The sequence below is a fragment of the Halovivax sp. genome (genome assembly GCA_007119345.1).
In the GTDB taxonomy this organism is placed as follows: domain Archaea; phylum Halobacteriota; class Halobacteria; order Halobacteriales; family Natrialbaceae; genus Halovivax.
In genome coordinates this window covers 1-11,154 of record SKPV01000273.1, presented here as the reverse complement: position 1 = coordinate 11,154, position 11,154 = coordinate 1, and the positions used below count along the sequence as shown (strand labels likewise).

Genomic DNA, 11,154 nt, shown 5'->3' with positions numbered 1-11,154 from the left:
GCTCACTGAGAGCGTGATAGAATGCCACAAAAACACGCACCACGCAAAGGCTCACTCGGATTCGGCCCACGGAAGCGGGCGACCAGCGAGGTCCCCCGGTTCCGATCCTGGCCGGACGACGACGGACAGCCGACGCTCCAGGGCTTCGCGGGCTACAAGGCCGGCATGACCCACGTGGTGATGGTCGACGACGAGGCCAACTCGACGACCGAAGGGATGGAAACGACCGTCCCGGTCACCATCGTGGAGACGCCGCCGATGCGCGTCGCCGCCCTGCGTGCGTACGAAGCAACGCCTTACGGACAGCAACCGGTCGCCGAGGTCTGGGCGGACGAGCTCGACGAAGAGCTCGACCGCGTCCTGGACCTGCCGAGCGACGAATACGATCGCGACGCCGCGGTAGACGAGTTCCGCGCGGCCCACGACGAGGGCCGCGTCGACGACGTGCGCGCGATCACCTACACGACGCCGGCAGCGGTGCCGTCGGTGCCGAAGACGCGACCCGACGTCATGGAGACGCGCGTCGGCGGCGGCTCGATGGACGAGCGCGTCGACTACGGGCTCGAACTGCTCGCCGAGAACGGCGGATCCCACGTCATGAACGACGTGTTCCGCGAGGGCGAGTACGTCGACACGAGCGGCGTCACCAAGGGGAAGGGCACCCAGGGTCCGGTCAAGCGCTGGGGCGTCCAGAAGCGAAAGGGCAAGCACGCCCGCCAGGGCTGGCGCCGACGGATCGGCAACCTCGGTCCCTGGAACCCCAGCCGCGTCCGGTCGACCGTGCCCCAGCAGGGTCAGACCGGCTACCACCAGCGCACCGAACTGAACAAGCGTCTGCTCGCGATCGGCGACGGCGCCGACGCGACGGTCGACGGCGGCTTCGTCAACTACGGCGAGGTCGACGGACCGCACGCGCTGATCAAGGGCTCGCTCCCCGGGCCGAACAAGCGACTGCTTCGCTTCCGCCCGGCGATCCGACCCGGAGACCAGCCGCGCCTCGATCCCGAGGTTCGGTACGTCTCCACCGCAAGCAACCAGGGATAATCGATGAACGCAACAGTACGAGACCTGGACGGCGACGACGCGGGGACGGTGGAGCTCCCGGCGGTCTTCGAGACGGACTACCGCCCGGACCTCATCGCCCGCGCCGTGCGCGTCGCCCAGGCGAACCGAACGCAGGCCTACGGCGCCGACGAGTTCGCGGGGAAGCGAACGTCGGCCGAGTCCCCCGGCAGCGGCCGCGGGCTCGCTCACGTCCCCCGCCAGGGCGGACGCGCACGTCGCGTCCCGCAGACCGTCGGGGGTCGCAAGGCCCACCCGCCGAAAGCCGAGGCCGACAGGACGGAGTCGATCAACACGAACGAGCGGAAACTCGCCATCCGAAGCGCGATCGCCGCGACCGCGGACGCCGAACTCGTCGCCGAGCGCGGTCACGCGTTCGACGACGACGTCGACCTTCCGCTGGTCGTCGACGACGAGTTCGAGGACCTCGTGAAGACGAAGGAGGTCGTCTCGTTCCTCGAGGCCGCCGGCGTCCACGCGGACGTCGAGCGCGCCGACGAGGGCCGCAGCGTCCGCTCGGGTCGCGGGAAGACCCGCGGACGCAAGTACAAGCGACCGAAGTCGATCCTGTTCGTCACCTCGAACGAGGCCGGTCCGTCGAGGGCCGCCCGCAACCTGGCGGGCGCCGACGTCGCGACCGCCGCCGAGGTGAACGCGGAGGATCTGGCGCCGGGCGCACACCCGGGCCGACTGACCGTCTGGACCGAGAGCGCGCTCGAGGAGGTGGCGGACCGATGACGACGATCATCGACTATCCGCTGGTGACCGAGAAGGCGATGAACGACATGGACTTCGAGAACAAGCTCCAGTTCGTCGTCAATCCCGACGCCACCAAGCCCGAGATCCGTGACGAGGTCGAGACGCGCTTCGACGTCGAAGTCGTCAAGACGAACACGCAACTGACCATGAACGGCAAAAAGAAAGCGACCCTGACGCTGTCCGAGGAGGACGACGCCCAGGAAGTCGCCTCGCGAATCGGGGTGTTCTGACGATGGGACGTCGCATCTTCGGCCAACGACGCGGCCGCGGCACGCCCACGTTCCGGGCGCCGAGCCACCGCTACAAGGCCGACCTCTCCCACAAGAAGGTAGAAGACGGCGACGTCGTCCGCGGCGAGGTCGTGGGGATCGAGCACGATCCCGCGCGATCGGCCCCGGTCGCCGAAGTCGTCTTCGAGGACGGTGCGGACGGCGCGAGCGGCGAGCGCCGACTCGTGCTCGCCCCCGAGGGCGTCACGGTCGGCGACGAGATCCAGGTCGGCATCAGCGCCGAGATCAGACCCGGCAACACGCTCCCGCTGGCGGAGATCCCCGAGGGCGTGCCGGTCTGCAACGTCGAGGCGAAGCCGGGCGACGGCGGCAAGTTCGCCCGCGCCTCCGGCGTCAACGCGGACCTGATCACCCACGACCGCAACGCGGCGGTCGTCCAGTTGCCGAGCGGCGAGGTCAAGCGCCTCGACCCCAGCTGCCGGGCGACGATCGGCGTCGTCGCCGGCGGCGGACGGACGGAGAAGCCGTTCGTCAAGGCCGGCAACAAGTACCACAAGATGCGCGCCCGCGGCACGAAGTGGCCGCGCGTGCGCGGCGTCGCGATGAACGCCGTCGACCACCCGTTCGGTGGCGGCGGCCGACAGCACCCCGGTCGCCCCAAGTCCGTCTCGCGGGACGCCCCGCCGGGCCGAAAGGTGGGCGACATCTCCTCGCGCCGGACCGGCCGAGGTGGTAACAAATGAGTCAGGAGTACCGAACCGGCCGCGAAGGTGAGTTCACCTACCGCGGCTACACGCTCGAGGAGCTCCAGGAGATGGAGCTCGACGAGGTCGCGGAATTGCTGCCCGCACGGAAGCGGCGAAGTATCGAGCGCGGGCTCTCCGTCGAGCAGCGCAAGCTGCTGGAGGAAGCTCGCGAGAAAGGCGAGGAGGAAAGCGCCAACAACCCGATCCGCACCCACCTGCGCGACATGCCGGTGCTGCCGGAGTTCGTCGGCAAGACGTTCGCCGTCTACTCCGGCCAGGAGTTCGGCCGCGTTCGCGTCGAGCCGGAGATGATCGGCCACTACCTGGGCGAGTTCCAGCTCACCCGGACGTCCGTCGAGCACGGGCAGGCCGGCATCGGCGCGACCCGCTCCTCGAAGTTCGTCCCCCTGAAGTGATCGAACCATGGGAATCAACTACTCGGTCGACGCGGACCCGGACACCACGGCGAAAGCGATGCTCCGGGAGCGTCACATGAGCCACAAGCACAGCAAAGAGATCGCCCGCGAGATCAAGGGGCGAACGGTCGGCGACGCCCGGGAGTACCTCGAGGCCGTCGTCGACGGCGAGCGCTCCGTCCCGTTCAAGTCTCACAACAGCGGGACCGCCCACCGATCGGACATCGACGGCTGGGACGCCGGGCGGTACCCCGAGAAGGCCTCCGAGGCCTTCCTCGACCTCCTCGAGAACGTCGAGGGCAACGCCGAACACCAGGGCTTCGACGGCGAGGCGATGGAGATCGCCCACGTCGCCGCCCACAAGGTCGGCGAATCCATGGGTCGAAAGCCCCGCGCGATGGGCCGGGCGACCGCCTGGAACACGCCCCAGGTCGACGTCGAGATCGTCGTCGCTCGGACCGAGGAATCGGTCGACGACGGAGGTGACGAGTGATGGCGGACGAACACCAGTTCATCGAGAACGGCCTCCAGCGCTCCCAGATCGACGAGTTCTTCGCCGAGGAACTCGGCCGAGCCGGCTACGGCGGCATGGAAGTCGCCAAGACGCCGATGGGCACCCAGATCGTCCTCAAGGCCGAAAAGCCCGGGATGGTCATCGGCAAGGGCGGCGAGAACATCCGCAAGGTCACCGCGGCCCTCGAGGAGAAGTTCAACCTCGACGATCCGCAGATCGACGTCCAGGAGGTCGACGAACCCGACCTCAACGCGCGGATCGTCGCCGACCGACTGGCGAACGCGCTCGAACGCGGCTGGTACTTCCGGAAGGCCGGCCACACGACGATCGACCGGATCATGGACGCCGGCGCGCTGGGCGCCGAGATCGTCCTCTCCGGAAAGGTCACGGGCGCGCGCTCGCGCGTCGAGAAGTTCAACCGCGGCTACATCAAGCACAACGGCGAGCCCGCCGAGGAGATCGTCGACGAGGGCCAGGGCGTCGCGGTCATGAAGCTCGGGACGATCGGCGTGACGGTGAAGATCATTCCGCCGGACGCCGAGCTGCCCGACGACTTCCAGGTCCACGACGATCTGGACCCCGAAGAGCTCGTCCCGGACGCCGTCGAGGCCAACGAGGGCGTCGACGAGCTGCTCGAGGCCCCGCCCGAAGAGGGCGAGGACGAGGCCGAGGACGAGCCCGAACCGGAGCCTGACGCGGAGTCCGGCGAGCCCGAACTCGACGAGGAGGTCGTCGAGGAGGTCATCGAGGAAGAAGTCGACGCCGAGTCCGACGCGGACGAGGAAGCCGACGAGGCCGACGCCGAGGGAGACGACGAGGAGTCGGCGGACGACGAAGCCGAGGAGTCGGAACTCGACGAGGAGATCGAAGCCGAGGCCGAGGAGCTCGTCGCCGAGATGGAAGGCGAGGCGGGAACCGCCTCGGAAGACGCGAGCGATGACGAAGACGAGGGAGGTGACGACTGATGGCAATCTTGCACGTCGAGGAGATCCGCGACATGACGCCCGCCGAGCGACAGGCGGAACTCGAGGAACTCGAGACGGAGGAGCTGAACCAGAAGTCGATCCTCGCGGCCGGCGGCGCCCCGGAGAATCCGGGCCGCATCGGCGAGCTGGGCCGCACCATCGCGCGGATCAAAACGATCCAGCGCGAGGAAGGGGATCTCGAATGAGATCCGAAATCCGAACGGGCGGAGCCCGTGAGGGGGGCGACCTCGACGAGGACGAGGAGTGAAATGGCGCTGACACCCGAGACGCTGGCGCGACACGAACTCAACGGCCTGCCGGTACGGGTCGTCGACAGTGACGACGCCGGCCGCGTCGGCACCGAGGGGCGCGTCGTCGTCGAGACGACGAACACGCTCCGGGTTGAGACGCGCGCCGACGGCGAGTCTCGGGTGGTCACGGTACCGAAGTCGGGCTCGACGTTCGAGTTCGCGATCACAGATGACGCCGCCGGGGACGAGAAGTCCCTGGGGACCGCGTCCAAACTGGCCGACACTCAACCTGGGGACGACTACCCGTCGCCAGACTGCGCCGGCGAGGACGTGGCTTACGTTACGGTCGATGGATCGCGGCTGCTCTCACGACCCGCCCGACGCACGGAAACGTCAGGTGATTCACCATGGCAATAGGACTAGATGTAGAAACCCCTCCGGAACCCGAAAACCCGGAGGAATACGACTACGAGAAGTGTCCGTTCTACGGCGATTTGCCCGTTCGAGGCCAGATCCTCGAGGGACTCGTCGTCTCGACGGACATGGACAAGACCGTAGTCGTCGAACGAGAGTACGACGTGGCGGTCCCGAAGTACGACCGCTACATGAAACGTCGCTCGCGCATCCCGGCGCACGTGCCGGGCGTGCTCGAGCCGCTCTCGGTCGGTGACACGGTCAAGATCGCAGAGACCCGACCACTGTCGAAGACGAAATCGCACGTGGTCGTCGAAGTAACCGAGGAAGCGACCGCCGAGGACATCGCCGAGCTGACTCGCGAGGCCGAACCGGAGCGCGAGCTCGCGGCGGGCGACGTCACGGAGGGCGCCGAAGCCGAGGCCGAAGGAGGTGAGGAGTGATGGAGGCCATCAAGGCCGACGTCACCCAGGGACTCAAGAAGGGGTCGCTGGTCACCTGCGCCGACAACACCGGCGCCCGCGAGCTGAAGATCATCAGCGTCGCCGGCTACCACGGCACGAAGAACCGGCAGCCGAAGGCGGGTCTCGGCGACAAGGTGACCGTCTCCGTCACGAAGGGCACCCCCGAGATGCGTCGGCAGGTCCTCGAGGCCGTCGTCGTCCGCCAGCGCCAGTCGATCAGGCGCCCGGACGGCACGCGCCTGAAGTTCGAGGGCAACGCCGCCGTCATCGTCGACGAGAACGAAGAGCCCCGCGGCACGGAGATCAAGGGACCGATCGCCCGCGAGGTCGCCGAGCGGTTCGGCGCCATCGCGAGCACCGCGACGATGATCGTGTGATAGTATGAGCAAGCAACCACGCAACCAACGGAACGCGCTCGAGTCCGCCCCGCTGCACCGGCGCGGAACGCAGCTCCACGCGACGCTCTCCGAGGAGCTTCGCGAGGAGTACGGCACCCGTCGAACGCGCGTCAACGCGGGCGACCGCGTCGAAGTGATGCGCGGCGACCACGCGGGACAGGACGGCGAGGTCGTGCGAGTCGAACTGTCGGACGGCGTCATCCACGTGGAGGGCGTCACGGTCGAGACGGCCGACGGCGAGGAAGTGCCGCGACCGATCGACGCGTCGAACGTCCGCATCACGGACCTCGACCTGAGCGACGAGCGTCGCGAGGCGCGACTCGAAGGCGACGACGACGGTGATAGCGAATGACGAACCACCAGAAACGACTCTCGGTACCGAAGTCCTGGCCGGTCGAGCGCAAGACCGACACGTTCACGGTGAAAGCCGGGGCCGGACCGCACGGCGAGGAGGGCGTTCCCCTGCTCATCCTGCTGCGGGACGTGCTCGGCTACGTCGACAACCGAAAGGAGGCGCGCTACGCGCTCTCCGAGGACGCGGTCCTGGTCAACGGCGACCCGATCAACGCCGAGGAACGCCCGATCGGGATGTTCGACATCCTGGCGTTCCCCTCCCGGGACGACTACTTCCGGGTCTTCCCGGACGAGGGCGGCCGGCTCTCGCTGACCGCCATCGACGAGGACGCGGCGGGCAGCCGCCTCGGAAAGGTTTCGGGCAAGCAACAGGTCGTCGGGGGCGACACGCAGCTGTCGCTGCACGACGGCACCAACGTGACCGTCGAGGAGGACGGCGACGAGTACGGCACGAAGGACTCGATCGTCGTCGACAACGAGAGCAAAGAGATCGTCGCGCACTTCCCGTACGAGGAGGGTGCGCTCGTGACGGCCGTCCAGGGCAACCACGCCGGGAAGGTCGGCGAGATCGTCGAGATCGACGTCACCCCCGGCAGCGGTTCCAACATCGTTCACGTCGAACCGATCGACGAGGCCGCGACCGAGGAGCCGTTCGAGACGGTCGAGGAGTACGTCGTCGTGATCGACGAGAACTTCCTCGGGGGCGAGACCGGATCCGACGACGGAGGTGAGAGCGCATGAGCGAAGCCGACGAGGCGGAGTTCCACGAGATGCGCGAGCCCCGCGTCGAGAAGGTCGTCGTTCACATGGGCGTCGGCCGCGGCGGCCGCGACCTCGCGGACGCCGAAGAGATCCTCGAGGCCGTCACCGCCCAGCGGAGCGTCCGCACGCAGGCGAAGGCGACCGAGCCGGAGTTCGGGATCCGCCAGGGTGAGCCGATCGGCGCGAAGGTGACGCTCCGCGCCGAGGACGCCCACGAGTTCCTCGAGCGGGCGCTCCCGATCGCGGACGTCTCGCCGGGCCAGTTCGACGAGACGGGGAACTTCAGCTTCGGCATCGCCGAGCACACGGACTTCCCGAGCCAGGAGTACGACCCGAACGTCGGGATCTACGGTCTCGACGTCACCGTCAACCTGGTGCGCCCGGGCTACCGGATCGCCAAGCGCGACAAGGTCACCCGATCGATTCCGTCGCGCCACCGGCTGACGCCCGAGGATGCGATCGCGTACCTCGAGGCGAATTTCGACGTCGAGGTGAGTGAAGATGAGTGAAAGCGAGCAGGAGAACGAACGAACGGGCGAGCACGCCGCCAAGCGGACGGGACAACTCGCGTCCTGTCAGCGCTGCGGTCGCGAGCAAGGGCTGGTCGGCAAGTACGACATCAACCTCTGCCGGCAGTGCTTCCGCGAGATCGCCCGCGACATGGGATTCAAGAAGTACCGATGACGGGGAACGATCCACTCAGCAACGCGCTCTCGGGTCTCAACAACGCCGAGAGCGTGGGGCATCTCGACCACGAGGTAGCGCCCGCCTCGAACGTGATCGGCAGCGTGCTCGAGGTCTTTTACGACCGCGGGTACATCGACGGATTCGAGTTCGTCGACGACGGCAAGGCCGGAACGTTCGAGGTCGAATTGAAAGGAGCGATCAACGAGTGCGGACCGGTGAAGCCGCGATACAGCGCCGGCGCCGACGAGTTCGAGAAGTGGGAGAAGCGATTCCTCCCCGCTCGTGACTTCGGCGCGCTCGTCGTGACGACGAGCGAGGGCATCATGAGCCACTACGATGCGCGCGATCGCGGTATCGGCGGTCAGGTGATCGCGTACGTCTACTAGAACAATGAACAGAGTCGAAATCGACATTCCCGAGAACGTAACCGCCGAGGTCGACCACCTCGACGTGACGATCGAGGGTCCCGAAGGCAGCGTCACTCGCCGCCTCTGGTACCCCGACGTGACCGTCGACGTGGACGATGACGCAGTGGTGATCGAATCGGAGAACACGGACGCGAAGACGAACGCGACCGTGGGAACGTTCGAGAGCCACGTCCGAAACGCCATCCAGGGCGTGACCGACGGGTGGGAGTACGAGATGGAAGTCTTCTACTCGCACTTCCCGATGCAGGTCCGCGTGGAGGGCGAGGAAGTCGTCATCGAGAACTTCCTCGGCGAGAAGGCACCGCGACGAACGACTATCCACGGCGACACCCAGGTGGACGTCGACGGGGAGCAGCTCACGCTCTCCGGTCCGAACAAAGAGCACGTGGGTCAGACCGCGGCCGACATCGAGCAGCTGACGCGCGTGTCGGGCAAGGACACCCGCGTCTTCCAGGACGGCGTCTACATCACCACCAAACCCGGTAAAGGAGGTGCCTGACGATGGCAGACGACGAACCCGAAGACGGCGAGATCGAAGAAGCGGACGTCGACGCCGAGGTGGCTGAGGCCGAGGAAGAGGACGTTGACGCCGAAGATGCCGAGGCCGAAGACGTCGAGACCGAAGAAGCGGACGTCGACGCCGAGGAGGCCGAGACCGAAGACGCCGAGGAGGCCGAGACCGAAGACGCCGAGGAGGCCGAGACCGAAGACGCCGAGGAGGCCGAGACCGAAGACGCCGAGGAGGGTCCCGAAACGCTCGAGGACATCAGCGGCGTCGGCGCGAGCAAGGCCGAAGCGCTCCGCGAGGCCGGTTACGAGTCCGTGACGGACGTCAAGGAGGCGTCCCAGGACGAGCTGGCCGAGGTCGACGGCGTCGGGATGGCGCTGGCCGCCCGGATCAAGGCGGACGTCGGCGACCTCGAGGTCGCCGAGGAGACCGAAGCCGAGATCGAAGACGAGGCCGCCCCCGACGTCGAGGCGGAAGCCGAGGACGTCGAAACCGAACTGCAGCCGCGCGGACTGGTCGACAAGGAGCCGTCGCTCTCCGACGAGGAGGCGCGACTGCTCGTTCGGCGCCACGGCGAGGGCAAACCGCAGTTCAACCGACAGGACTACCACAAGAAAAAGCGGACGCCGGAGTCCTGGCGGCGCCCCCGCGGCGGGCTGTCGAAGCAGCGTCGCCGGATCAAGGGGAAGGGGCCGGTCGTCGAGGCCGGCTACCGGACGCCGACGGCGGTCCGCGGCAAGCACCCGAGCGGCTTCGAGGAGGTCCGCGTGGAGAACCCGGACGACCTCGAGGGCGTCGACGGCGACCGCCAGGCGGTTCGCATCGGCTCCTCGGTCGGCGGGCGAAAGCGCGAACGCATCGAGGAACGAGCCGAGGACGCGGGCATTCGCGTCCTGAATCCGACCTACGAGGAAGTGGAGGTGGACGAATGACCGATCTGAGCGCACAGAAGCGACTCGCCGCCGACGTCCTCGACGTCGGCGAGAACCGGATCTGGCTCGACCCCAACGCCCAGGGCGAGATCGCCCAGGCGATCACGCGCGAGGAGATCCGCGAACTCGTCGACGACGGGACGATCCGCGCCGAGAACGCCCGCGGGAACTCCCGCGGCCGCGCCCGCGAGCGAAACCGCAAGCGCGCCTACGGCCACCGGAAGGGTCCGGGTAAGCGCAAGGGCAAGCAGGGCGCGCGACAGAACCGCAAAGAACAGTGGCAGAACAAGATTCGCGCCCAGCGTCGGAAGCTGCGCGAACTTCGCGATCAGGGCGAGTTGACGCCCACGCAGTACCGGGAACTCTACAAGAAAGCCGGCGGCGGCGAGTTCCGGAGCGTCCGGTACATGCTGACCTACATCGACAATCAATACGGTGACGAATAATGGCGACAGGACCACGATACAAGGTACCGATGCGACGTCGCCGGGAGGTCCGGACGGACTACCACCAGAGGTTGCGCCTGCTGAAATCGGGCAAGCCCCGCCTCGTCGCGCGGACGAGCAACAAGCACATCAGGGCGCAGCTGATCACCCCCGGCCCCCAGGGCGACGTGACACACGCGAGCGCACACTCGGGCGATCTGACCGAGTACGGCTGGGAGGCCCCGACGGGCAACCTGCCCGCCGCCTACCTGACCGGCCTGCTGGCCGGCACGCGCGCGGTCGAGGCGGGGGTCGAGGAGGCGGTGCTCGACATCGGCCTCAACACGGCGACGCCCGGTAACAAGGTGTTCGCGGTGCAGGAGGGTGCGATCGACGCCGGCCTCGAGATCCCGCACAACGACAGCGTGCTCGCGGACTGGTCGCGCACGCGCGGCGAGCACATCGCCGAGTACGCGGAGTCACTCGAGGAGCCGCTGTACGGCTCCGACTTCGACGCGACCGCCCTCCCCGAACACTTCGACGAGGTACGAGAGGCGATCAGCAATGAGTAGGAACGACTACAACGACGGGTGGGAGCCCGTCACCCGACTGGGACGGATGGTACAGGAGGGCGAGATCGACACGATGAAGGCCGCCCTCGACTCCGGACTCCCGCTGAAGGAACCGGAGATCGTCGACCAGCTCCTGCCGGGGCTGGACGACGAGGTGCTCGACATCAACATGGTCCAGCGGATGACCGACTCCGGACGGCGGGTGAAGTTCCGCTGCGTCTGTGCGGTCGGCAACCGCGACGGCTTCGTCGGCTACGCCGAGGGCCG

Annotated in this window: 20 protein-coding genes and 1 pseudogene; all 21 read left to right on the top strand. The window is 67.6% G+C overall.

Annotated features, from left to right (window positions below):
• Positions 1 to 21: 21 nt before the first annotated feature.
• Positions 22 to 1,044 carry a 50S ribosomal protein L3 gene (locus QZT59_RS18305; protein WP_290819319.1) on the top strand — a complete coding sequence of 341 codons (1,023 nt, stop codon included), beginning with the start codon at positions 22 to 24 and terminating at the stop codon, positions 1,042 to 1,044.
• 3 nt (positions 1,045 to 1,047) lie between these two features.
• A complete protein-coding gene (rpl4p, locus tag QZT59_RS18300) occupies positions 1,048 to 1,800 on the top strand; it encodes a 50S ribosomal protein L4 (protein WP_290819318.1) in 753 nt (250 codons plus the stop codon).
• Positions 1,797 to 2,051, top strand: coding sequence for a 50S ribosomal protein L23 (locus QZT59_RS18295; RefSeq protein ID WP_290819317.1), 255 nt, complete (start codon positions 1,797 to 1,799; stop codon positions 2,049 to 2,051). The genes rpl4p and QZT59_RS18295 overlap by 4 nt, the downstream gene beginning before the upstream one ends.
• Positions 2,052 to 2,053: 2 nt before the next feature.
• Positions 2,054 to 2,794 (top strand): 50S ribosomal protein L2, encoded by a 741-nt coding sequence (locus tag QZT59_RS18290; protein WP_290819316.1) that lies wholly within the window; start codon positions 2,054 to 2,056, stop codon positions 2,792 to 2,794.
• Positions 2,791 to 3,213: a 30S ribosomal protein S19 gene (locus QZT59_RS18285; protein WP_290819315.1), complete on the top strand. Its 423-nt coding sequence runs from the start codon at positions 2,791 to 2,793 to the stop codon at positions 3,211 to 3,213. Before QZT59_RS18290 ends, QZT59_RS18285 begins: the two co-directional genes overlap by 4 nt.
• A gap of 7 nt (positions 3,214 to 3,220) precedes the next feature.
• Positions 3,221 to 3,706 carry a 50S ribosomal protein L22 gene (locus tag QZT59_RS18280; protein WP_290819314.1) on the top strand — a complete coding sequence of 162 codons (486 nt, stop codon included), beginning with the start codon at positions 3,221 to 3,223 and terminating at the stop codon, positions 3,704 to 3,706.
• Positions 3,706 to 4,692: a 30S ribosomal protein S3 gene (locus QZT59_RS18275; protein WP_290819313.1), complete on the top strand. Its 987-nt coding sequence runs from the start codon at positions 3,706 to 3,708 to the stop codon at positions 4,690 to 4,692. The genes QZT59_RS18280 and QZT59_RS18275 overlap by 1 nt, the downstream gene beginning before the upstream one ends.
• A complete protein-coding gene (gene rpmC / locus QZT59_RS18270; protein WP_290819312.1) occupies positions 4,692 to 4,898 on the top strand; it encodes a 50S ribosomal protein L29 in 207 nt (68 codons plus the stop codon). Before QZT59_RS18275 ends, rpmC begins: the two co-directional genes overlap by 1 nt.
• Positions 4,899 to 4,961: 63 nt before the next feature.
• Positions 4,962 to 5,360, top strand: coding sequence for a ribonuclease P protein component 1 (locus QZT59_RS18265; protein ID WP_290819311.1), 399 nt, complete (start codon positions 4,962 to 4,964; stop codon positions 5,358 to 5,360).
• A complete protein-coding gene (locus QZT59_RS18260) occupies positions 5,351 to 5,800 on the top strand; it encodes a 30S ribosomal protein S17 (protein WP_290819310.1) in 450 nt (149 codons plus the stop codon). The genes QZT59_RS18265 and QZT59_RS18260 overlap by 10 nt, the downstream gene beginning before the upstream one ends.
• Positions 5,800 to 6,198: a 50S ribosomal protein L14 gene (locus QZT59_RS18255; RefSeq protein WP_290819309.1), complete on the top strand. Its 399-nt coding sequence runs from the start codon at positions 5,800 to 5,802 to the stop codon at positions 6,196 to 6,198. The genes QZT59_RS18260 and QZT59_RS18255 overlap by 1 nt, the downstream gene beginning before the upstream one ends.
• Positions 6,199 to 6,202: 4 nt before the next feature.
• Positions 6,203 to 6,571: a 50S ribosomal protein L24 gene (gene rplX / locus QZT59_RS18250; protein WP_290819308.1), complete on the top strand. Its 369-nt coding sequence runs from the start codon at positions 6,203 to 6,205 to the stop codon at positions 6,569 to 6,571.
• The gene (locus QZT59_RS18245; RefSeq protein ID WP_290819307.1) at positions 6,568 to 7,314 is read left to right on the top strand and encodes a 30S ribosomal protein S4e; all 747 of its coding nucleotides are present in this window, start codon (positions 6,568 to 6,570) and stop codon (positions 7,312 to 7,314) included. Before rplX ends, QZT59_RS18245 begins: the two co-directional genes overlap by 4 nt.
• Positions 7,311 to 7,844, top strand: a complete 534-nt coding sequence (locus tag QZT59_RS18240; RefSeq protein ID WP_290819306.1) for a 50S ribosomal protein L5 — start codon at positions 7,311 to 7,313, stop codon at positions 7,842 to 7,844. Before QZT59_RS18245 ends, QZT59_RS18240 begins: the two co-directional genes overlap by 4 nt.
• Positions 7,837 to 8,019: a 30S ribosomal protein S14 gene (locus QZT59_RS18235; protein ID WP_290819305.1), complete on the top strand. Its 183-nt coding sequence runs from the start codon at positions 7,837 to 7,839 to the stop codon at positions 8,017 to 8,019. Before QZT59_RS18240 ends, QZT59_RS18235 begins: the two co-directional genes overlap by 8 nt.
• On the top strand, positions 8,016 to 8,408 hold the full coding sequence (locus QZT59_RS18230; RefSeq protein WP_290819304.1) for a 30S ribosomal protein S8: 393 nt from the start codon (positions 8,016 to 8,018) through the stop codon (positions 8,406 to 8,408). Before QZT59_RS18235 ends, QZT59_RS18230 begins: the two co-directional genes overlap by 4 nt.
• A 4-nt stretch (positions 8,409 to 8,412) precedes the next feature.
• Positions 8,413 to 8,949 carry a 50S ribosomal protein L6 gene (locus QZT59_RS18225; RefSeq protein ID WP_290819303.1) on the top strand — a complete coding sequence of 179 codons (537 nt, stop codon included), beginning with the start codon at positions 8,413 to 8,415 and terminating at the stop codon, positions 8,947 to 8,949.
• Positions 8,950 to 8,951: 2 nt separating this feature from the next.
• Positions 8,952 to 9,890 carry a 50S ribosomal protein L32e gene (locus QZT59_RS18220; protein WP_394348682.1) on the top strand — a complete coding sequence of 313 codons (939 nt, stop codon included), beginning with the start codon at positions 8,952 to 8,954 and terminating at the stop codon, positions 9,888 to 9,890.
• Positions 9,887 to 10,336, top strand: coding sequence for a 50S ribosomal protein L19e (locus QZT59_RS18215; RefSeq protein WP_290819302.1), 450 nt, complete (start codon positions 9,887 to 9,889; stop codon positions 10,334 to 10,336). Before QZT59_RS18220 ends, QZT59_RS18215 begins: the two co-directional genes overlap by 4 nt.
• Positions 10,336 to 10,887: a 50S ribosomal protein L18 gene (locus QZT59_RS18210; protein WP_290819301.1), complete on the top strand. Its 552-nt coding sequence runs from the start codon at positions 10,336 to 10,338 to the stop codon at positions 10,885 to 10,887. Before QZT59_RS18215 ends, QZT59_RS18210 begins: the two co-directional genes overlap by 1 nt.
• Positions 10,880 to 11,154: pseudogene (gene rps5p / locus QZT59_RS18205) on the top strand (30S ribosomal protein S5); the annotation flags it as partial. The gene QZT59_RS18210 and the pseudogene rps5p, both read left to right, overlap by 8 nt.